Source organism: Streptosporangium sp. NPDC023615 (assembly GCF_040640155.1).
In the GTDB taxonomy this organism is placed as follows: domain Bacteria; phylum Actinomycetota; class Actinomycetes; order Streptosporangiales; family Streptosporangiaceae; genus Streptosporangium.
Window position 1 is genome coordinate 158385 of sequence record NZ_JBFABE010000002.1, and the last position, 19830, is coordinate 178214.

At 71.3% G+C, this 19830-nt stretch carries 21 protein-coding genes; 8 read left to right on the forward strand and 13 right to left on the reverse strand.

Annotated features, from left to right (window positions below; genetic code table 11):
* Positions 1 to 11 precede the first annotated feature (11 nt).
* Positions 12 to 803, reverse strand: a complete 792-nt coding sequence (locus AB0G16_RS02165) for a siderophore-interacting protein (protein WP_362797415.1) — start codon at positions 801 to 803, stop codon at positions 12 to 14.
* A gap of 183 nt (positions 804 to 986) precedes the next feature.
* Here AB0G16_RS02165 and AB0G16_RS02170 point away from each other — a divergent pair, with 183 nt between their 5' ends.
* Both AB0G16_RS02170 and AB0G16_RS02175 read left to right on the forward strand, forming a co-directional pair.
* Positions 987 to 1718 (forward strand): TetR/AcrR family transcriptional regulator, encoded by a 732-nt coding sequence (locus AB0G16_RS02170; protein ID WP_362797417.1) that lies wholly within the window; start codon positions 987 to 989, stop codon positions 1716 to 1718.
* A gap of 82 nt (positions 1719 to 1800) precedes the next feature.
* Complete coding sequence (locus AB0G16_RS02175; RefSeq protein WP_362797419.1) at positions 1801 to 3075, forward strand: YhjD/YihY/BrkB family envelope integrity protein; 1275 nt, start codon at positions 1801 to 1803, stop codon at positions 3073 to 3075.
* Between the two features lie 108 nt (positions 3076 to 3183).
* On the opposite strand, the gene AB0G16_RS02180 is transcribed toward AB0G16_RS02175, so the two are convergent.
* The 3 genes from AB0G16_RS02180 to AB0G16_RS02190 form a co-directional block, all read right to left on the reverse strand.
* Positions 3184 to 5073 carry an RICIN domain-containing protein gene (locus AB0G16_RS02180; protein ID WP_362797421.1) on the reverse strand — a complete coding sequence of 630 codons (1890 nt, stop codon included), beginning with the start codon at positions 5071 to 5073 and terminating at the stop codon, positions 3184 to 3186.
* Positions 5074 to 5637: 564 nt separating this feature from the next.
* A complete protein-coding gene (locus tag AB0G16_RS02185; protein ID WP_362797423.1) occupies positions 5638 to 7887 on the reverse strand; it encodes a family 2 encapsulin nanocompartment cargo protein terpene cyclase in 2250 nt (749 codons plus the stop codon).
* A 216-nt stretch (positions 7888 to 8103) separates the two neighbouring features.
* Positions 8104 to 8745, reverse strand: coding sequence for a TetR/AcrR family transcriptional regulator (locus AB0G16_RS02190; RefSeq protein WP_362797425.1), 642 nt, complete (start codon positions 8743 to 8745; stop codon positions 8104 to 8106).
* A 133-nt stretch (positions 8746 to 8878) separates the two neighbouring features.
* Between AB0G16_RS02190 and AB0G16_RS02195 the strand changes: the two genes are divergently transcribed.
* Positions 8879 to 10090, forward strand: a complete 1212-nt coding sequence (locus tag AB0G16_RS02195; protein ID WP_362797427.1) for an NAD(P)/FAD-dependent oxidoreductase — start codon at positions 8879 to 8881, stop codon at positions 10088 to 10090.
* Here AB0G16_RS02195 and AB0G16_RS02200 read toward each other — a convergent pair.
* From AB0G16_RS02200 to AB0G16_RS02220, 5 genes are all read right to left on the reverse strand, one after another.
* Positions 10027 to 11283 (reverse strand): SMI1/KNR4 family protein, encoded by a 1257-nt coding sequence (locus AB0G16_RS02200; RefSeq protein ID WP_362797430.1) that lies wholly within the window; start codon positions 11281 to 11283, stop codon positions 10027 to 10029. The two genes, AB0G16_RS02195 and AB0G16_RS02200, sit on opposite strands and share 64 nt — an antisense overlap.
* Positions 11284 to 11411: 128 nt before the next feature.
* Positions 11412 to 11636 (reverse strand): hypothetical protein, encoded by a 225-nt coding sequence (locus AB0G16_RS02205; protein WP_362797432.1) that lies wholly within the window; start codon positions 11634 to 11636, stop codon positions 11412 to 11414.
* A gap of 214 nt (positions 11637 to 11850) precedes the next feature.
* Positions 11851 to 12309 (reverse strand): hypothetical protein, encoded by a 459-nt coding sequence (locus AB0G16_RS02210; protein WP_362797434.1) that lies wholly within the window; start codon positions 12307 to 12309, stop codon positions 11851 to 11853.
* A 92-nt stretch (positions 12310 to 12401) separates the two neighbouring features.
* The gene (locus AB0G16_RS02215; protein WP_362797436.1) at positions 12402 to 13379 is read right to left on the reverse strand and encodes a helix-turn-helix transcriptional regulator; all 978 of its coding nucleotides are present in this window, start codon (positions 13377 to 13379) and stop codon (positions 12402 to 12404) included.
* Between the two features lie 161 nt (positions 13380 to 13540).
* Complete coding sequence (locus AB0G16_RS02220) at positions 13541 to 14308, reverse strand: hypothetical protein (protein WP_362797438.1); 768 nt, start codon at positions 14306 to 14308, stop codon at positions 13541 to 13543.
* Between the two features lie 299 nt (positions 14309 to 14607).
* On the opposite strand from AB0G16_RS02220, the gene AB0G16_RS02225 reads away from it, so the two are divergent.
* The 3 genes from AB0G16_RS02225 to AB0G16_RS02235 all read left to right on the forward strand — a co-directional run bounded on the left by AB0G16_RS02225 (position 14608) and on the right by AB0G16_RS02235 (position 16158).
* Positions 14608 to 15120, forward strand: coding sequence for a PepSY domain-containing protein (locus tag AB0G16_RS02225; RefSeq protein WP_362797440.1), 513 nt, complete (start codon positions 14608 to 14610; stop codon positions 15118 to 15120).
* A gap of 419 nt (positions 15121 to 15539) precedes the next feature.
* Entirely contained in the window at positions 15540 to 15752 is a 213-nt protein-coding gene (locus AB0G16_RS02230) for a hypothetical protein (protein ID WP_362797442.1), read from the forward strand.
* Positions 15753 to 15873: 121 nt separating this feature from the next.
* Positions 15874 to 16158 (forward strand): hypothetical protein, encoded by a 285-nt coding sequence (locus tag AB0G16_RS02235; RefSeq protein WP_362797444.1) that lies wholly within the window; start codon positions 15874 to 15876, stop codon positions 16156 to 16158.
* Positions 16159 to 16311: 153 nt separating this feature from the next.
* On the opposite strand, the gene AB0G16_RS02240 is transcribed toward AB0G16_RS02235, so the two are convergent.
* On the reverse strand, positions 16312 to 16944 hold the full coding sequence (locus tag AB0G16_RS02240; protein ID WP_362797445.1) for a uridine kinase: 633 nt from the start codon (positions 16942 to 16944) through the stop codon (positions 16312 to 16314).
* A 385-nt stretch (positions 16945 to 17329) separates the two neighbouring features.
* On the opposite strand from AB0G16_RS02240, the gene AB0G16_RS02245 reads away from it, so the two are divergent.
* Positions 17330 to 17719 (forward strand): isoamylase early set domain-containing protein, encoded by a 390-nt coding sequence (locus AB0G16_RS02245; protein WP_362797447.1) that lies wholly within the window; start codon positions 17330 to 17332, stop codon positions 17717 to 17719.
* Positions 17720 to 17785: 66 nt separating this feature from the next.
* Here the strand turns inward: AB0G16_RS02245 and AB0G16_RS02250 are convergent, their stop codons facing one another.
* Positions 17786 to 18265: a DUF6789 family protein gene (locus tag AB0G16_RS02250; protein ID WP_362797449.1), complete on the reverse strand. Its 480-nt coding sequence runs from the start codon at positions 18263 to 18265 to the stop codon at positions 17786 to 17788.
* A gap of 371 nt (positions 18266 to 18636) precedes the next feature.
* Between AB0G16_RS02250 and AB0G16_RS02255 the strand changes: the two genes are divergently transcribed.
* Complete coding sequence (locus tag AB0G16_RS02255; protein WP_362797451.1) at positions 18637 to 18984, forward strand: STAS domain-containing protein; 348 nt, start codon at positions 18637 to 18639, stop codon at positions 18982 to 18984.
* 78 nt (positions 18985 to 19062) lie between these two features.
* Here AB0G16_RS02255 and AB0G16_RS02260 read toward each other — a convergent pair whose 3' ends face one another.
* Entirely contained in the window at positions 19063 to 19464 is a 402-nt protein-coding gene (locus tag AB0G16_RS02260; RefSeq protein WP_362797453.1) for an ATP-binding protein, read from the reverse strand.
* Positions 19457 to 19783 carry an STAS domain-containing protein gene (locus AB0G16_RS02265; RefSeq protein WP_362797454.1) on the reverse strand — a complete coding sequence of 109 codons (327 nt, stop codon included), beginning with the start codon at positions 19781 to 19783 and terminating at the stop codon, positions 19457 to 19459. Before AB0G16_RS02265 ends, AB0G16_RS02260 begins: the two co-directional genes overlap by 8 nt.
* Between the last annotated feature and the right edge of the window lie 47 nt (positions 19784 to 19830).

Below are 19830 nucleotides of genomic sequence, written 5' to 3' on the forward strand. Positions count from 1 at the left end.
CTCGCGGCGGCTCAGTGGTGCAGGCCGCGCTTGTCCGGCGTCCAGAACGGCTTGATCTTGATCGACTGACGGGGCCAGTTGTGCTCGCGGACCAGGTGGTCACGGACGAGTCTGCACGTCCGGGCCTCCCCGGCGACGTACGCCGTCCCGGCGTTGCCGGGGAGTTCCAGCTTCGCCATCCCGGCCAGCATCCTCTCGGAGGACACGGCCGAGGCGCCGTTGCGGTGGACGCGGTGAATGCGGTGCGACGCGTTGGGCTCGCCGGGCAACGGGACCTCGTCCTCCTCGGTCTCGCTCTCCAGCACCGCGAACACCTGCGCGTCCGGCCCGAGGGCACGGATCATCGGGCCGAACGCCACCGTCGCGGTCTCCTCACCGACGAACAGGTGGTAGGGCGCGGGCTGCGTCGTGAAGTCCCCCATCGGCCCCCAGAACTTCACCGGGTCGCCGGCCTTCACGTCGCGCGCCCATTTCAGGCCGATGCCGTCACCCTCGTAGAGGTGGGCGCGGAGCTCGAACTCCTCCGATGCGGGCGAGTGCTCCCAGATCGTGTAGGTCCGGAGCGTCTCGATCGGGCGGAGGATCCCGTACAGGGAGAGCGGGTCGTTGATCTCGACCCTGACGTGCTGTCCCGGCTCGTGGGGACGCTCGTTCAGCTCCGGGCAGTGGATGCGGATGCTCTTCATCGTGGGGGTGACCAGGCTCGTCCGCGTCACCGTCCCCTTGGCGATGTGCTTGGCGAAGACGCGCTCCAGCGGATTGCGGGACGGGCGGCGCCCGGGAACCGCTCGGTCAACGTTCACTCGACACTCCTTGGCGTGATTCGGCGTGCACTCGGCACCCATCGCGGAACCGGTACGACCGAAGGCCCAGCGGAGCATCCGGCCATGCGGGTGATGTGTATACGTTACTACCAATAACTTTGTTATTGCTAGTAACAGTTCTGTCATCTATGATGACAGCGAGATCCGGGTGAGGAGGAGGCGATGACGACACGGAGCGCCACGAGCCGCAGGGAGAAACTACGGCAGGCCACCCTGCAGGAGATACATTCGGTCGCACGGCACCTGCTGGTCACACGGGGGACCTCGGCCGTGACGATCAACGCTGTCGCCCGCGAGATGGGCCTGAGCGGTCCCGCGCTGTATCGCTACTACTCCAGCTACGACGAGCTGGTCGCGGCCGTGACCACAGGTTTCTACGTCGAGCTCGCCTGCGCCATCGAGGAGGCGCGCGACACCTGGATCCAGGCGCCCTCCAACCGGCGGCTGCTCGCCATGTGCCGCACCCTGCGCGGCTGGGCGATCGCCCATCGCGCCGAGTTCGGCTGGATGTTCGCCAGCCCGGCCCCCTCCCCCAAGGACTCCGACTTCGACTCCTCCCGCTACAAGGCCGGGAACGAGTTCGAGAGGATCTTCCTGGAAGAGATCGTGAAGATGTGGGAGGCCGAGGGGTTCCCGGTCCCGCGCTTCGAGGACCTGGCCCCCTCGCTCCGCGACCAGCTCGACGAGTACGCGGCCAGGATCGGCGAACCGTTGCCACCCGCGGCGCTGTACGTCTTCCTCTCCGCCTGGACGAAGCTGTACGGCCTGCTGTGCATGGAGGTCATGAACCAGCTCGCCTTCGCCTACAGCGATTTCGAACCGGTCTTCGAGGAGTGCCTGCGCGATCTCTGTGAGATGTTCGCCATGCCCTACGAGCCCCCGCAGGCCACCTGACCCCGTCCCGCGGGGACCGTAAGGCCGCCTTCGCGGTGGTCAGCGGCGGTGAAACGCGTTCCTGTGGGTAGGGTCTGGCCTCATGACGGCCACCGCGAGGGCAAGCCGGTGGACCGACCGGTTCACCAGGGGTTGGAACGACCTGCGGCACCGGTACGACTGGCTCGACCATCTCGTCCGTGCCGGGATCCACTACGACCGCACCGACGCGGGCCGCCTGTCCGCGGGCATGACCTATCACGCGTTCTACGCCACCTTCGCGCTGGCCCTGCTGGGCTTCGTGATCATCGGTCATGTGATGGACACGCCGGCCGTGATCTCCCAGGTGGAGAACTACCTGAGCGAGACGCTGCCGCGTCTGGACGTGCAGGCGCTGCGCGACGCGCGGGACACGGCCGGGTTGATCGCCTTCTTCGGCCTGCCGCTGACCGGTCTGTTCTGGATCGACTCCATGCGCTCCTCGATCCGGGCGGTCTGGGGGCTGGTGCAGTACCCGGGCAACTTCTTCCTGCGCTGGCTGATCGACCTGGTCGTGATGGTCATGCTCGGGTTGCTGCTGTCGCTCTCGCTGACCCTCTCCTTCGGCGCCCAGACCGCGCTGACCTGGTTGATCGGGGCGACGGTCGGCACCGAGGCGACTCCGGCACGCTGGACGCTCCAGGCGGTGGCCTTCACGCTCGGCATCGGCGTGAACCTGCTGCTGTCGACGGCGCTGCTGACGCTCACCCCCCGGCTGCGCCTCTCACCGCGCCGGGTCATCGGCCCGGCCCTGATCATCACGATCGGGCTGGAACTGATCAAGAACCTCGGGCAGGCCTACTTCAACGCGAGCTCGGCGAACCCGGCGTACCAGGTCGTCGCGGGCGCGGTGGGCATGCTGCTGTTCCTGAAGCTGGTCAACGTGCTCATCCTGTTCGCCGCCTCGCACGCCGCGACCAGCCACCACGGCAGGGCCGTCGACCTGTCCACCGGACAGCCGGTCCACGAGCCCCGCACGGAGGTCGTCACCGCCCCGGTGATCCCCGAGGTCGCCGAGCCGGGCGCGGCGGAACAGGGGGCCGAGCAGGACCCGGCGCGTACGGGTGACCGGGAACCGGCCCCAGGAACCGGAACGGGGCCGGAAACGGGGCCGGGGGCGGAGGCGGAGGCGGGATCGGGCTCCGGGACGCAACCCGGGCCGGCCCCGGAGCCCGCCTCCGGGACGGACCCGGAGCCGGTGGCGGGGCCCGCACCGGCCTTCCAGCCGCGATCGGAGACGGAGACAGCGGCGGGGACGGGAGCGGGGCGGGGGACGGAGCGACCGGCGCCGCGGCTCAGACGGCGCCGGTACGACCTCCGGTCACGCCGGACGCGCTGACGACGGCCCCCGGCCGGGGACGGCTTCCGGAGGAACGACTCCCAGGGCAGGAGAGCCGACGGGCGGGGCGCCCGGCCCGCGGGGACCGGGCGCCCGGAGGCCGGCCGCTCAGGTGGCCCTGATGGCGAACCGCTGGCAGATGTTGTCCAGCCAGGCCCACTGCGCGATCTCGGCACCGGCCGCCAGCCCGCAGGAGGCGAGGTCGAGGGCCTTGCCGCTGTGCCGGGCCGTGAACCGGACCGACCCGTCGGCGAGCACCTCCAGCCGCCACTGGGAGTTGTTGCCGGAGCAGGCCCCCTGCACGACGTCGGCGCCGTCGGCGGTGGAGGCGGCGTTCACGATCAGGCAGCTCCCGGTGCTGTGGGCGGGACGGATCCGGTAGTGGCCGTTGTCGGTGTGGCTGAAGGTCCACTTCTGGCAGTCGGTGTTGAGCCAGGGCCACTGGCGGACGTTCGCGCCGTCGCCGGTCGAGCAGTCGGCGACGTCGAGCACCTTGCCGCTCTGCAGGCTGATGATCGCGACGTTCCCGACCGGCTGCAGCCGCCACTGCTGGCAGGTGGTGTTCGACCAGGTCCGCTGCCGGACGTCGGTGCCGTCGGCGGTGCCGCAGTCGGTCGCGTCGAGCACCTTGCCGCTGCTGCGGCTCTGCAGCCGCAGCCAGCCGTCGGAGGTGGTGATCGGCTGCCACTGCTGGCAGGTGTTGTCCAGCCAGGCCCACTGCCGGACGTCGGCGCCGTCGGCGGTGCCGCAGTCGGCCAGGTCGAGGACCTTGTTGGTCTGCTTGTTGACCAGGCGGTGGTAGCCGTCGGCGGTGGAGTCCACCACCCACTGGGCGGCCGTACCGGAGCAGGAGTGCTGGGCGACGTTGGCGCCGTCGGCGGCCGATCCGCCGGTGGTGGCCAGGCACAGGCCGCTGTTGCGGTTGACGAGCGTGTACGCGGCCCCCTCCACCGCCGTGGTGATCGGGCCGAGCTCGCCGGAGGGCACCGGCACGTCGGTGCTCGTGGAGACGGGCGCGCCGAAGTTCGGGGTGCCGTCGGAGTTCCAGGTGAACTTCTGCGCCCGGGTGGACCGGGTGTTGCCGCAGCCCTCGCCGGTGGAGGCGTTGCCGTGGTAGACGATCCAGTTCTCGGTGCCGTCCGGGGAGGTGAAGAAGCCGTGGTGGGCGGGGCCGTAAACGCCGTTGCCGCGCTGGAAGACCGGGTTGGGGGCCTTGGTCCAGGAGGAGGCGCTGAGGGGGTCGCTGCCGGTCAGCGTGAGCATGCCGAGCTTGTAGTCCGGCGTGTTGCAGGAGCTGGCCGAGTACACGATGAAGGTCTTCCCGTTGCGCTGCAGCACCTCCGGGGCCTCGTTGACGCGTCCGCCCACGGTCTCCCAGGAGTGGGTGGGCCTGGAGATGAGGACCCTGGAGCCGGTGATCGTCCAGGGGTTGGTCATCCGGGCGATCCACAGGCTCTGGTCGGCCCCCTGCCACTCCGACCACAGCAGGTAGAGCTGACCGTTGAGCTGGAGGTAGGAGCCGTCGATGTTCCAGGTGGACGGCATCGGCGAGCCCTTGAGGGTGTACGGGCCCATCGGGTCGTCACCGGCGCTCTCCAGCACCGTGAGGTGCTGGCGGTCGAGGTTGGCGCTCACGCCGGAGGTGTACATCATGTACCAGCGGGTGCCGCTGGGGCCGTTGAGCCGGTGGAACTCGAAGGCCCAGAAGTTGCAGCAGCTGTCGGCGGCGGTCTCCGACCAGACGTACTGCGGGGTGGCGGTGCGCAGCCCGGCCAGGGTCGGTGACTTGCGCATCACGAGCTGGGAGTTCCACGTGGTGGTCGCCAGGTAGTAGTTGCCGTCGTGGTACTGCAGCCACGGGTCGGCGCCGTTGGGCAGCAGCGGGTTGCGGAAGGTGGTCTCACCCACCGCCTGGGCGGGCGTCGTGATCGCGACCAGGCAGCCGAGACCGAGGAGAAGGGCGCAGATCGCGCCGATGATTCCTTTTCTTCGGGACATGAGAGGTGCTCCTGGGGGAGGGAGAGAGGGGCAGGACTCCGTTGATCCGTCAGCGGCACGGGAGGGGTGAGCGGTGGCTCGTCCGAGGTCTCCCGGCCGGTGTTAGCGTTAACAGAACGTCGCGGCGGTGGCCGAGGTAACGGTTATGTCAACGGCTCCGGGCAATTGTTAACGTGAACATCACTACCGTCAAGGATGCGCGCGTCCCCGGCAGACCGACCGAACTCCGCGAGGGCCGCCCACCTCGTCGCCCGCCCCGCCGGGACGTGCCACGCGGAGCCGGCTCCCGTGTACGTTTCATTCCCCCGCGGGCCACTCCGGGCGCTGTCGCACCCCTCTCCCCCTCGTTCGCGGGGGTCGTTCGCAAGGGCCCTCGCACGATGCCGCTCGCGCGCGGGCGAACGTCGCATCGTTCCTGGTCGCGGCGACCGGGGGCCGGACGCCGGACGGGCTCGCGCCGGGCGGGCTCATCCTGCCGGTGAGCCCGCCGCGCCGCCGTCGTGTCCCGCCGCGCCGCCGCCGCGCCGCCGCCGTGTCCCGCCGGGGGCCCGAACCCGTCCGGCGTCAGGGGAGCCGGACCGGCACCGCCCCGGCGCGGGACCGTGATCCCGGGCGGGCGAGCTCGGTGCCCAGGCCGGTGGGGCCGGTGACCGGCCTGACCCGCGCGGGCGGGTGGTGCAGCTCGGAGTCGTCGTAGCGGCGGGTCCGCATGTGCCAGAGCAGAACGCCGGCCATCCAGTCCTGCAACTCCCGCACGTAACCGTCGAGCGTCGCGCGGGCGTCGGCGTCGAGGTCGTGCTCGTCGTACAGGACCGGCAGCTCGGTCGCCACGATGTGCTCGAACTGCCGCATCCGGGAGGTCATGAGGTCGTTGACGATGTGGACGGCCCGCCACTGGTCGCAGCCGAGGAAGTCCTGCACGACCAGCACGCAGTTGTGCAGCTCGCCCTCGAACTCGATCTCCTTGCGGTAGGAGCACAGGTCGTTGACCAGGCAGGCGTAGTCGGCGGCCGAGTCGTCCAGGGCGCGCATCGTCCGGGTGCGGTAGATCTCGGGCGGCACCGCCCGGCCGTGCGCCAGCCGCGACAGGCTCATCGTGAGGTCGGAGCCGAACGTCCTGCGGCGCATCTCGATGTAGTCGACCGGGTCGGGGACCCGGTTCTGGGCCTGGTTGGCCAGCTCCCACAGCCAGCTCTCCGTCATGTCCCGCACGGCCCGGCGGAACGTGACGCGCGCGTCCCGCGACATGGGGGCGGCGGTGCGGGCCCACAGGTCGGCCAGGCCGCGCTCGACCGGGTTGGCGGGCGGCGGGACGGGGGACAGGTCGAGCGGCGTGAACGCCGCCAGCCGCGCGTCGAACAGCTTCGCCCCGGCCAGGTCGCGGCGCGAGCCGAAGACCACCGGGACGTAGTCGTCGGCGTAGGTGCCCCAGGTGAGCCAGAACGTCGACACGTCCAGCTCGGGACCGGTCGCGTCCGGGGCGATCGCCCCGGCGCAGATCGCGAAGTCGTAGGAGACGAGCTTGTGCTCGGTCCACACGGCCAGCCCGGGAAAGCCGGGAAGCTGCTCGAACATCCCCATCTCGCGGGCCCACTCGACGGCGTTGCGGCGCGAGCGGTCCATGTGGGGGTTCATCCGGGCGGTGTACGGCATGTAGATCTGCGGCAGCGGCACCGGCCCGACCTTCCGCAACGGGACGTGCGTGTGACTCCTGATCCCGCCCGGCCCGGTGACGCCCGGCGCCAGCCTGATGCGCGACGCCGCCACGCCCAGGCCGGTCGGGCCGCCGAGCAGCGCCGGGGCGGCGACCGGGGAGTTCCGCGAGGCGCCGTTCATGTAGCGGCTGGAGCGCAGGTGCCACTCGTGGCCGCCCGACTGCCAGTCCTGCAGCCCCTTGACGTAGGCCAGGACGTCCAGGCGTGATCTCAGGTCCAGGCCGTGCTCCTCGAACAGGACGGGCAGCTCGGTCAGCGCGGTGTTCTCGAACTGGTGCAGCCGGGAGGTGATCAGGTCGTTGACGGCGTCGGCGGCCTTCTGGGTGTCGTAGCCCAGGAAGCGCTCGAAGACCAGCACGCCGTTGCTGAGCTCGCCCTCGTCGCCGACCTCCCGCTCGTAGGAGAAGAGGTCGTTGCGCAGGTGAACCGCGTCGGAGAACGTGTCGCGCAGCACGCGCATCGGCCGGCTCGCGGCGACGGCGTCCGGGACCTCGGCGCCGGCGGCGTGCTCGACCAGATTGGCCGACCAGGGCGCGCCGCCGACCTTGCGCCGCATCTCGACGTACTCGATCGGGTTGGCGACCCGGCCCTCGTTGATGTTGGCCAGCTCCCACAGCGACTCGTCGAGCAGGTTCCTCGTGCTCTCGGCGAACCGGGCGCGCCAGCCGTCGGACCTCGCCGGGACGGTGCGGGCCCACAGGTCGGCCAGGCCGCGCTCCACGGGGTTGCGCGGCTCACCGGGCGTGCCCGTGGGGTTCACGGGCATGAAGGCGGCCAGCCGGTCGAGGTACTCCCGGGCCCCGGCCAGGTCACCGCTGCGCTTGAAGGTCTCCAGGAAGTGGTCGTCGAAGAAGAACACCCAGACGTACCAGTCGGTGACGAGGTCGAGCTCGGCGGACGGGGCGTCGGGATGGGTGTAGGCGCAGAGCAGGCCGTAGTCCATGGCCTCCAGCCTGGCCTCGTCCCAGATCCCCAGGTCGTCGTCGAGGATGCCCATGTCGCGGGCCCAGGCGCGGGTGTGGTCGCGCGCCGTCTGCACGTGCGGGTTGAGCCTGGCCGGGTACGGCAGGTAGAAGTCGGGGAGCTCGAAGGGGGGCACGCGCTGTCCTTCCGGTCTGCCCCGGCCCGCTCGCGGACGACCGGGGCGACGCACCGGGACACGCGGCGGAGCGGGAGGTGGTCACGCTCGGCGGATCGACGAGTCGGCCGCCCCGGGGCCCTCGGGGGGCGCCGACACGCAGAACGTTACGCAATGACCACGGACAGTGAAAGGGTTCTTCACGAATACCCCGTGTCACTCTCGGGCGGCCCGCCCCTACCGCTCCCGCGGGGCGGCGGGCCCGGCGAGGCCGTGGAGCAGCAGGGAGGTCAGGGTCTCGACGATCTCGTCGTCGGCGAGGCCCGGGCCGTGCTCGCCGGCGGTGAGCATCGCGTACCCGAACATGGAGATCATCGCGCCCATGGCGGCGGCGACGATCGCGGGGTCGCCGGGCAGGTCGCGGCCCTGTTCCCGCGCGTACTCCAGGTGGTCGCGCAGGACGCCGGTCTCGGTCACCAGGTTCCGCCAGGCGCGGCCGGTGCCGGGCGCCTCGGCCATCGCCGACTGCATGAGCGCGAGCACGACCGGCAGGTGGTCGCGCATCACCGTCCAGGTGACGCCGAGGTGGTCGCGGAGCTGGTCGCGGTCGGTCAGGTCGTGTTCGCGCGGGTGGGCGCGTGCCTCGATCTCGATGTCGGCCTGGTCGTCCATGTCCCGCACCAGCGCCTGGAGCAGTTCCTCCTTGCCGGAGAAGTGGTCGTAGAAGGAGCCGGTGGCGCGTCCCGCCTCCCGGGTGATGTCGGTGATCTTGGTGTTCAGGTAGCCGTTGTCGGCGAACAGGCGGCGGGCGGCCTGTTTGAGCGCCTGCTCCGTCTCGGCCGCCTTGATCTTCCGTACGCCCGCCTTCTGGGTGACCACGACCGGTTCGCTCCTCGTCCGCCTGTTCGCCTGCGGGCCGCCCGTTCCTTGACGTCCCACTTGGTGCCCAGCATACTGAACCCGAATTCGCCGAATATAGATTCGGTGAAAGCTGATTCACCGAGGAGGGTTCATGCGCGTCATCGTGGTGGGCGGCGGGGTGGCCGGGACCGTGAGCGCCATCGCGCTCCGGCGGATCGGCGCCGAGGTCACCGTGTACGAGGCCTACGCCGACCCCGGCGGGCAGGTCGGCTCGTTCGTGAGCCTTGCGGTCAACGGCCTGCGCGCGCTGGAGTCGCTGGGCTGCCTGGAGGCGGTGCGGCGGGCCGGGTTCGACGTCGCGCGGCAGCGCCTGTGGTCCGCCTCCGGCAGGCTCCTCGGCGACGTGCCCCGGGGCCGCCTGTCCGGCGACCGGATGCGGTCGATCACGCTGATGCGCGGCGACCTCGTCGCGACGCTGCGCGAGCACGCGCTGCGGGCGGGCGCGACCGTCGTCACCGGCGAGCGGCTCGTCGACGCCGCGCGCGCCGGGGAGGGGGTGCGCGCCGTGTTCGGCACCGGCCGTACGGACACCGCCGACCTGCTCGTGGGCGCCGACGGCCTGTGGTCGGCGACCCGCGCCGCGCTGGACTCCGGAGCGCCCTCCCCCGCCTACGCCGGGCTCTACAGCGTCTCGGGGATCGCCGGGAACGTCCCCCCCGGCCCCGCGACGGAGGCGGGCACGTTCAACATGGTCTTCGCCCGCAACGGGGCGTTCGTCTACCTACCGGCCCCCGACGGCTCGGTGTGGTGGTCGGCCCAGGTCGCCGACCCCGAGGAGCCGGACCTCTCCGACGTGGACGAGGACCGGTGGCTCCGGCGCCTGGGAGAGCTCTACCGCTTCGAGGAGGTGCCCTCGACGCTCCTGCGGGCCACGACCCGGCTGCACCGCCCGACCCCGATGCACACGCTGGCGGAGGTGCCGACCTGGCACGACGAGCGCGTCGTCCTCCTCGGGGACGCGGCGCACCCGGTCGGCGCGGGCCAGGGCGCGTCCATGGCGATCGAGGACGCCGTGGTGCTCGCCCGCCACCTCGCCGTCGCGCCCGGCGTTCCCGGCATCCCGGACGCGCTGGCCGGCTACGACCGCGCCCGCCGCGCCCGCGTGGGGAAGATGGCCGGGGCCGCGAGCGCCAACCGCGACGCCAAGACGGCGGGACCGATCGGCCGCCGCGTCAACGACCTGATCATGCCGATCTTCTTCCGCCACTTCCACGAGAGGTCCACCGCCTGGCTCTACGCCTACGAGCCGGACTCGTCGACCTCCCACTCGAGCTCGCCGCCGACCGCCCGGGGCCTCATGTAGCCGATGGAACCGCCGGTCTCCAGGGCGTCCGCGGTGGCCTTCAGCAGGGCGTGGTAGGAGCGGATCCTCATGCCCCCGACGGTGAAGCCCATGCCCCCCTCGTGGTCGGTCTGCCCCAGGTCGCGCCTCACCGAGTCGATCACGAGATGGTCGCCCGACCCACTGGCGCCGATGGGGATCATCCGCCCGTCCCACCGCTCCGACCGCGGATCGGGACGGCCGGCCTCGATGTCGTCGTGGGAGTCGGTCCGGCACAGCGTTCGCCACCTGTCCCGGATCTCCCGGACGCTCAGGTTCACATCCCCCTGGAAGCCGAACGCCCAGGTGTCCCGCGAGGAGACGGACCCGTCGTGTCTCAGCAGCGAGGCCCGCAGTGAGTCGGGGAACCGCAGACCCGTCTGCGCCTCCGCCACCGCGATCGTACCGGCCCTCCCGGGCTTGCCGAGCGTGCGGTGGGTGGCGGGGGCGTTGGCCTTCAGCCACGTCTCGATCCGCCGCCACTGCCGGTTCACCGCCCGCGTCACCCCCGGATGGATCGGCCGCACGCGAGGGGTGGCGGGGGCGGGCCGGCAGTCCGCGTCGACGGGCGGCCGGGGGTCCGGCCGGGGCGGATCCGGCCAGGTCAGCTCGGGCGTCTCCGGGGACGCGTCCGGCGTCCCGGGATCCGGCGCCGGAAGGGAGTCGACCGACGCGTTGAACTCCGACTCGCCGTACACACAGCCGTTGACGACGAAGGGTTCATCCTGCAGGCCCTGGGGACATGATCCGTCCCCGTGCCGGCGGGACGTCTCGATCGGCGTCCCTTGGGAGAAGACCGTGACCTCGAGGGCCTGCGCGCCGCCCAGCAGGAGGAGGAGCGCGAGCCCGGCGGCACCCCAGCGGCGCACACGGCGCGGGGTGGCCTCGTCCAGCGGCTCTCGCGGCGGGCGGGCGAAGAAGCGCTCGGCACCGGAGCGCAGGGGGGAGGGCCGGACGCCGTGGCGCCCGAGGTCCCCGGCGGTGGGAAAACCGAGGATCGGGACCGGGGGCCGGGGCGGGGCGGCGTCGCTCCCGGCCCGAGCCGGAAGCGGGGGCGGCGTCTCGGCGCGGGCCGGGCTCCGGCGGAGGCGCGTGACGATCACGACGATCACCATCGCCGCCGCGCCGACCGCGAACGTGAGCCGTACTCCTCGGGAAGTGATCAGTCGCCGCACGTCCGGCAGAGTATCTCGAATCGGTCATGCCGGATCGGCGTTCCGCGCCTCCCCCGTGCGGCGGCCGTCCGGGCCGGCGCCCTTCCGCACGCCACCGGCCCGGCACCCGGCACGACCGGCGCCCACCCTCACTCGTCCTCGACGCGCTCCCTGATCCACTCCAGGCCGTCCTCCCATGAGGCGAAGGCCTGCAGGTAGCGGCCGTCCCGGGCGTGGAAGGCGTGATAGCGGAAGTCCCCGTCGCTGCCCGTGCGGATCAGGTCGTAGAGGTCGCCCTTGGAGCGGTACCACACGCACTCGGCGTCGGAGGGACGCGAGGGCGTGGCATAGGCGAACTCACGTGTGATGGACATGGGACGGATGCTACGGATCGCCGAATCACCAGGCAATGCCGTATCCATTTCATTAAGGGATATTCCGCCCCGCCCGAGAACCCGGGAGGGCGGAGGGTCCCGTCGGGGGATCCCTGGAGGGGTGCCGGGCGAAGCGACCCGGGCGAAGCGGGTCCGGCGGGGGGGGCGGACCGGTCTCCCGCCCGTCACCCGGTGGACGGCCCCTGGAACCGGCTCACCCCGTGGGTGGCGTCGGGGTCGAGCTCACCCGGTGGTCGGTCAGGTGCAGGTCGCCTCCGAGCTCCGTCCGCAGCTCGTCCAGGACCTTCCGCGCGCCGAGCACGGTCCACAGGTCCCCGACGAGATGCGGGTTGTACTCCGGCGCCTGGTCCATCCACTGGTCCTTACCGGACTGGGTGACGAAGGTGCTGATGAAGAACCTGCCCGCGGAGGTCTTGCAGGCCCCCGTCCGGATGTCGACCGCGTCGACCTGGATCTCGGGCTTGCAGCCCACCTTCTCGGCGAGCTGCTCCACGGTGAGCGACGGCCCCGCGGGGGCGGCGTTGCCGGCCGCGACGGGAGCGGGAGCGGGCTGTCCCGCACTGCAGGCGAGGGAGAACGAGAGGGCGAGGACCACGGTGGCGACCACGCGGATGTTCCTGGCGACACCGGTCCGGCACGAATGTGTCAACATCCTTCAGATACGCTCACCGGCCCCGCCGGGTTCACCCTCCCGCCAGGGTTCACCGGGCCGCCGGTCGCGGGGCGGCACGGTCGCGGGGCGCGTCAGCCCGCGGGCTCCGCGGGCTCCGCGGACTCCGCGGGCTCCGTGGACTCCGCGAGCTCGTCGCGGAGCTCGCGCAGGAACCGCTTGCTGTCGGAGAGGGAGTACGCCTGCACGCACAGGCGGTCCATGACCCGCATGTAGTGGTCGGTCTCCTCGACCTTGTCCAGGTAGAGGGCGCTGGTGAGCTGCTCCATGTAGACCACGTCCGGCAGGTCCTGCTCGGGGAAGCGCAGGATGGAGAAGGGGCCGCCGGCCGCGGCGTGGCCGCCGTGCTCGAACGGCATGATCTGCAGCTTGACGTTGGGCAGCTCGACGACCCTGAGCAGGTGGTCGATCTGCGCGCGCAGCACCTCGATCCCTCCGATGGGCCGCCGCAGCACGGCCTCGTCCATCACGGCCCACAGTGTCGGCGCGCCCGGCCTGGTCAGGCGCTTCTGGCGGGCCAGCCGGAGCGAGACGCGACGGTCGACCTCCTCCGTCGAGGCGCTGCCGTGCACGAGCATGATGACGGCCCGCGCGTACTCCGGGCTCTGCAGCAGGCCGGGGATGAACTGCACCTCGTACGTGCGCACGATCGAGGCGGCCTCTTCGAGGCCCACGTAGACCTCGAACCAGTTCGGGAGCAGGTCGCCGTACTTGTGCCACCAGCCGGGGGCGTTGGCCTGGCGGGCCAGCGCGAGCAGCGGGTTCCTCTCCTCGGGGTCGGTCACCCCGTACATCGTCAGCAGGTCGGCGACGTCGCGTTCCTTGAAGCCGACCCGCCCGAGCTCCAGACGGCTGATCTTGGCGTGGGAGGCGCGGATGGCGTAGCCGGCCTGCTCACGGGTGATGTTCCTGGCGACGCGCAGCCTGCGCAACTGGGAGCCGAGTAGAATGCGCAGGATGGTGGGGCCACCACCGCCCGAGGCGGTGAGAAACCCGCTCCGCGTGCCACTGTCCTCGGCGGTACGCCCGGCCATCTCGGCTCCCTGCTTCACTTTTCTACAATGTCATACCTTTCCATACTAATAGAGTAAATGCCCAGCTATACATGCCCGAATGTACTTCTGGACTTGCAAAGGCTGGCGCAGATCTCGTCGAATTATCGTTCTGGGGCACATTCCCCTTCGGCGAAGCGGCATTTGGCAAGTCCTGCGGGCTACTGCCCCGACGCGAGACCGTACGCGTCCCAGGCATCGCCGGCCCTTCCGCTCCCCCCGGCCCTCCCGCACTCGCCGTGCTCGCCGTTGTCCCCGGCCCCTCCCGGCCGGTCGGCCCCGCCGGTCCCGCCGCTCTCGTCCAGGAGGGTGCCCCGGCCCGTGGCGGTACGCCGGGAGAGCATGCCGCGCACGATGTCGCAGAGCTCGCTCGTCTCCCGCGGCGAGAGCACCCGGCTGAGACGGCGCTCGACCATTCCCCCGTTCGGCGGTCCCGGGCCCCTCGTCACGTTGAGGTAGCCGGACAGGAACGCGATCCGGAAGAGCTTCTCCTGCGAGGGCGATTCGGCCCGGCCGCGCCCGCGTCTCCTCGCCGCCGCCCCCTCGCCCTGCCCGCTCACCTTCAGGCCGGGAACCAGCAGGTGTGCGGCGGCCCGCTGAAGGGCCCGCCCGTAGGCGCGCATGGGCCCCTCGGGAGAGAAGGCCGTGATCGACCTGCCGACGGCCTCGGCCGACTCCGCCGACAGGTCGGAGATGTCGGTCTCCTCTCCGCGGCAGGTGTAGACCCGCACGACCCGTTCCCCCACGTACCCCGGCTGGACGTGCTGGGAGAGCGTGACCACGACCGTCGATCCGTCGGGGTCGTACACCTCCGCGATGTCGGCCGCGTGGGTGATGTAGGTGGTGGAGTGCTCGCGCTCGCACCACGACGGGCACGAGACCTCACCTCGGAGCCGAGGAGTGCCGGCGGAGGCCGTGACGTCGTCCATCCCAATCCTTCCAGCGCGCGGGTCCGCGTCGTCGGCGGCGTGAGGGCACGCCGGCGGTCCGCACCCGGCACGGGCCGGAGACCGCCGCCCCGGTCCGGCTCGCGCCGCCGATCCCAGGGTCGCCTTCACCGGCAGGTACGCAGAACCGGCACGCCGGGTTCACCTCACGTCCGTACCGGCCCCGAACTGGCCGCGCGCACCGGGCCGCACGGCCGGGCGTCACGACGGCGGACGACCTTAACCTGCCTTTAGGGTTGCCGCAGCGTGACGCTAACGGGAGTCCCGGCACAGTGGTGGACATGCGAAACACGACGAAAATCACCATTGCCAGCGCCGGACTCCTCGCCGTCGTCGCCGGAGGCGGCGCGGTGGCCTTCGCCGGAACCGCGACGCCCACCCCGGCTCCGAGCGTTACGGCGACCTCCCCCGCCCCGGTGAACACGACCCCCGGCGCCGAGACCGCCCCCACCACCCCGCAGCCCGGCGAGGCCGAGGCCAAGATCAAGCGGGATGCCGCCGTCAAGATCGCCCAGGACAAGGTGCCCGGCGCCAAGCTCGTCAAGGCCGAGTTCGACGGCGGGGAGACCCCGACCACCTGGGAGGTCGAACTTCTCCAGGGGGACGTCGAGCACGAGTTCGAGATCGACGCCACCAGCGGCGCCGTCCTGGAGCAGGGCCAGGAGACCAGCACCGCGGCCGAGCGGGCGGCCGACCAGGCCGAGGACCAGGCCGAGCAGGCCGAGGACCAGGCCGAGCAGGCCGGCGGCCAGGACGACGACCTGAACGAGCAGAACGACCAGGACGACGACTGACGTCACGGGAACACCCCGCACGGCGGGAGCGCGGGCGGGCCGGAAGCACGGTGACCGGCCACGCCCCGCCCCCGGCGCGAACGGCCCCCGGGTCCATGTGACCACGGGGGCCGTTCCCGTTCCCGTTCCCGGGTCCGTTCCCGTTCCCGGGTCCGTGGACCGCGAGGGCCGCTCCCGGGTCCATGAAACCGCGAGGGCCGTTCCGTGTCCCCGTGTCCCCGTGTCCCCGTGTCCCCGTGTCCCCATGAGCACGGGGGCTCTTCCGCGCTTCCGGGTTCACGTGAGTCCCGGGGACCGTTCGGCGCTCCCGCCCCCCTTCCGTGGACGACCGGCCCGCCCTCCCCGCGCTGTCCTCCGGGGAGGACATCACCGGGGGCGGCGGCGTGAGTCGAGACCGAAAGCAGGGGTATGGGGAGCGGATGAGCCTTCAGGAAGAACTGCGACAGGTCGAAGAGGACCTGGAGAGAATGCGTACCGAGGTCGCCGAGATGCGCCGTCAGGTCGGGGACGTCGGCCCCACCGACCCCACCGAGCGATCGATGATGATCAATCAGGCGGACGAACAGGAGAACCTCATCGCCTCACTCGACGCCAGGCGCGAGGACCTGCTCAAACGCCTCAACGAGGAGTGAGCCCGGCTGCGGCGTCCCATCTCCGTGAAGCGCTCACCTGCGGTTCGTGACATTCGGTTATCCCTCATTTCTCGGGGTAACGATAAGAACGAACCATCATCGGGGGGACAAAATGATCAAAATGCTTCACAAGATGGGCGTGAAGTCCGGCGCGATGTACGTCGCCGGTATCGCCTCGATCGGCGTGTCGATCGCGGTCTGGGCGACGTCGCATTCGTCGGAGAAGGCGGGGATCGACCGCGCGGACCGATGGGGGATCTTCATCGGCGAGTGGGCGCCCACCTTCTTCGCGATGGGCGTCGCGCTGCGCATGGAGGAGGTCCGCGATGAGGCGCACCCCTCCGAGCCGGAGCAGCTCCGCAGTTCCTACTCGGAGGGCAGGATGCCCTCGCGGGCAGGTGTCTAGCGGTACCACCGGGTGATCGGGCGGCGGGGCGTGTCGGAGGACGCGCCCCGCCGTCGCGTTCCGTGCCGTCGGACGGCGGTCCAGGCCGAGGCGGCCGAGGCGGCCGGACGTCGGGTCGGGCCGATGTGGTGACCGAGGCCGTCGGACGGCGGGTCAGGCAGGGGTCACCAGGGCGGGATGCCGTGGATCGTCGACCCGGACGACCACGTCGGCGATCTCCGCCGGTGCGACCTCCTCCTCGTAGCGGGCGTAGGCGGGCAGCGTCCACCGCTGGTCCTCGGGGGTGCGGCGGGTGAGAGCGGCCGGTGAGAGCCGCAGGTGCACGGACAGTTCGAACGGCAGCCCCCGGCCCAGCAGCAGAGGGCCGTCCAGCAGCAGCACCCCGCCTCTCGGCACGGTGACGTAGGGCGCGCGGGTGGCGCGGTCGGTGACGCTGTCCCAGAGCGTGGGCAGCACCTTCCCCGGCCGGTCGGGCTCCAGCGGACCCAGGACCTCGCGGACCAGCCCTCCGTAGTCGAACCAGTCGGTGTAGAAGGAGTCGGGGTCGGTGCGGCCGTACTCGAGACGCAGCGAGGCCGGGCGCAGGAAGTCGGCGGTGGAGACGCGGAGCACCTCCCGGCCGCGAATCCTGAGCGGGTCGGTGAGCGCGTCGGCGAGGTCCCCGGGCCGCGCCGCCGGGGCCCCGTCGAGCGCGACGCGCACCCGGGACCCGCGCGGCTGGGCGGCCACCCGGTCGGCGAGTTCCTCTATCAGTGACGACGGGGAGATCGGCCGTATCTGCTGCACCCCACCATCCTGACCGACGCGCGGCCGTCACGGATCCGCGGGGACGGGCTCCGGCCCACCCGCGCGTGAGAGCCTCGCCCCACCGCTGGGACCCCGTCGGCTCCACGGGTACGGGCCCCGATCCACGACCGCGGGCCCGCCGAGCATCATGGCCCGGTCAAGGTCGGACGTGAGGGCGCTCAAAAATCGGCGTGCCCGGGTTGTCCGGCCGCTATGGGCGGTAACGAACCATATGGATCGACGGCTCGGCCGTGACCGGGCGTCGGCCTCCTGATCGCGTCACGTCTCTGTCGGCGCGATCCGGTAGTTGGCGTGATCCTCACGCTTTCCGCAATCGAGATCACGGCGCATTACGTACAGAGACAGTGATGTCAGGAGGATTTCAGTGATCAAGCGCGGTAAGCCGACCAAGAACGGCCAGGTCAAGCTGACTTTCACGATAACGGAGAACCCGGGCCATGGCGGGGTCTCGCTGGTCGGCGACTTCAACGACTGGGACCCTTACGCCCACCCCATGGAACTCAAGGAGAACGGCGCCTACCAGGTGAGCGTGGTCGTTCCCGCCCGGCAGCCCATCCGCTTCCGCTATCTCGCGGACGGCGGCGTGTGGTTCGACGACGCCGACGCCGACCACCACGACGAGCACGGCGGCCGGATCAACCCGGTGGACGTACCGGAGATGCCTGACATGACCACGGCGCGCACCGTCGGCAAGCCGATGCGGCAGACGCTCTCGGCCGAGCAGCCGGCTCCGGCCTCGGTCTCCGCCTCCTAGGCACCTCCTGGGACGGGACCTCGTTCGCGGGGACGGCCGGATCCGCGGTCCCCGCGAACCCCGCGCTCACCCGCGCGGATCGCCGCTCCCCGGTCCGGCAGGGCCGGCGGAGCGGCGGATGCCGTTCACGGCCAGGGCGAGCGTCGCGCCGTACACGACGTGGGCGGCGCCCATCACCGCCGGGCGTCCCGGCCGGTCGTCGGAGATCGGCGGCAGAATCCCCATCATCGGCACCCAGCCCTGGTAGCTGACCGCCCAGATCGCCAGCCCGTACCCCACCCCGAGCGTCACCGGGGCGCGGCGTTTCCGGCAGAGCACCCCGAACGCGGCCCCGCACGCGGTCCCGAACGCGAAGTGGGTGAGCGTGCCCAGCGCCTTCTCCCCCTGCTTGGGCCGGTGCCGGTGTCCGGGCATGAAGGCGCGGACGATCCGCTTGGGCGGCTGGTCGGGCATCAGGCCCGCGCGATCCCCGGCGAGCATCACCGCGCTCATCGCCGTGGTGGCGAGAAGACCGCTCGCGGCCCCCCTGACGAGATCACGAAACATGACCGCTCCTTTCGACGCGTCCGGTCCGCGAGGCCCCGTCCCCGCCGGATCGGTGGCCCCGCCCCCACGCCGTGCCCGCGACCGGGCCGGGCAAACGGCGGCTTCCCGGCAGGTCAACCGGTCCGCGCCGACGGGGCCGGGGGCGGGGCGCGGGGTGGGGCCGGAGCGGGAACGGCGGAGGCGCCGGCGCGCACCGTCGGTGGAGTCCCCGGGACGTTCGGTCACCGGTGGTATGACGTCAGCCGTTGAACTGTCACGAGCCACGGGCGTACGGTGGTGCCAATGGCATCCGTCCTTGCACGGCTCCCGACCGGGCGCTGTCCCCAACCTGCCGTAGACAGCGGGGCGATATGACTCGGCTTTCCGTCACCGTGGACACACATCCGCGCTTCTCCGTGGTGACCCTGACCGGAGATCTGGACAAGTCCTCGGCACCGGGACTGGAGGAGCGGCTCGCGGAGTTCATGAGGCGGGGGCATGTCTGCCTGATCATCGACACCACGGATCTGGAGTTCTGCGACTCCACGGGCATCTGGGTGCTGCTGACGAGCCTGCGACGCGCCTACGAGCGGAAGGGATGGCTGCGCCTGGCGGGCGTGCACGGTTTCCTCGGCCGCCTGCTCGAACTGACCCGCCTGCGCGACGCGTTCCCCATCGACTCCACCGTCGAGGAGTCCCTGCGCGTGCTGTCCGGCGGAAACGTCCCGGTCGCGCGCTGATCCCGGCCCGCGGGGAACCAGAGAACCCGGAGAACCCGGAAAAGGCGGAGAACCGGTGCCGCGACGACCTCGTGGCCCTCAGGGAAGCAGCATCGTGAGCCGTACGGTCGACCCCTCGGGACCGTGCAGGATCTCCACCGAGTCGCACAGCCGGCGCATCAGCCAGAGCCCGTAGCCCCGGCGTGACCCCACCGGCGGCTGCTTCGTGCCCGCCTCGGGATCGACCAGCAGGCCGGCCTCGTCGTGGATCTCCGCGACGACCCGTCCCTCGAGGTAGCGCATCGTGAGAGTGCCGGTGACTCCCGAGTGGTCGAGCACGTTGTTGGCCGCCTCGCTCAGGGCGAGGATGAAGTTCTTCTCGGTGACGTCGTCGAAGCGCGCCCGGGTCAGGAACGCGCGGGCCCTCGCCCTGAGGGAACCCAGATCCCCGGCGATCGGGAAGGACACGTCGGCGATCTCGTTCCCCCTCCCGTCATCCATGGGATTCCTCGACGATCCGGATCACCTGGTCGAGCGCGGAGATCCGGAAGAGCTCCCGCAGATGCCCGCCCACCCCGGTGAGGACGAACTCGACCCCCAGGCGCGAGGCGTCGTCGTGCGCGTCGAAAAGGGCGACGATCCCCGAGGAGTCACAGAACGGCACCCGCGTCAGCTCCACGACCAGCCGGGGCGGAGACTTCCGCAGATCCGCGTTCACCGCCGCGGCCAGCGGTTCGGTGAAATCCCGGTCGAGATCACCGATCGGGATGATCACCAGTGAACCGTCGGGGTCGGTCCTTCGCTCCAGACGAATGCCCATGTCCTCACCGCGAAAGCCGTTGGTCCAGCAGGTATCGTCACATTACC

Bases quoted from the DNA above. Each gene is read 5' to 3' on its own strand.
- AB0G16_RS02220 (WP_362797438.1), bottom strand. From the start codon at position 14,308: ATGGACGACGTCACGGCCTCCGCCGGCACTCCTCGGCTCCGAGGTGAG.
- AB0G16_RS02250 (WP_362797449.1), bottom strand. From the start codon at position 18,265: ATGTTTCGTGATCTCGTCAGGGGGGCCGCGAGCGGTCTTCTCGCCACC.
- AB0G16_RS02265 (WP_362797454.1), bottom strand. From the start codon at position 19,783: ATGGGCATTCGTCTGGAGCGAAGGACCGACCCCGACGGTTCACTGGTG.
- AB0G16_RS02180 (WP_362797421.1), bottom strand. From the start codon at position 5,073: ATGTCCCGAAGAAAAGGAATCATCGGCGCGATCTGCGCCCTTCTCCTC.
- AB0G16_RS02210 (WP_362797434.1), bottom strand. From the start codon at position 12,309: ATGTTGACACATTCGTGCCGGACCGGTGTCGCCAGGAACATCCGCGTG.
- AB0G16_RS02235 (WP_362797444.1), top strand. From the start codon at position 15,874: ATGCTTCACAAGATGGGCGTGAAGTCCGGCGCGATGTACGTCGCCGGT.
- AB0G16_RS02260 (WP_362797453.1), bottom strand. From the start codon at position 19,464: ATGGATGACGGGAGGGGGAACGAGATCGCCGACGTGTCCTTCCCGATC.
- AB0G16_RS02175 (WP_362797419.1), top strand. From the start codon at position 1,801: ATGACGGCCACCGCGAGGGCAAGCCGGTGGACCGACCGGTTCACCAGG.
- AB0G16_RS02205 (WP_362797432.1), bottom strand. From the start codon at position 11,636: ATGTCCATCACACGTGAGTTCGCCTATGCCACGCCCTCGCGTCCCTCC.
- AB0G16_RS02225 (WP_362797440.1), top strand. From the start codon at position 14,608: ATGCGAAACACGACGAAAATCACCATTGCCAGCGCCGGACTCCTCGCC.
- AB0G16_RS02195 (WP_362797427.1), top strand. From the start codon at position 8,879: ATGCGCGTCATCGTGGTGGGCGGCGGGGTGGCCGGGACCGTGAGCGCC.
- AB0G16_RS02170 (WP_362797417.1), top strand. From the start codon at position 987: ATGACGACACGGAGCGCCACGAGCCGCAGGGAGAAACTACGGCAGGCC.
- AB0G16_RS02230 (WP_362797442.1), top strand. From the start codon at position 15,540: ATGAGCCTTCAGGAAGAACTGCGACAGGTCGAAGAGGACCTGGAGAGA.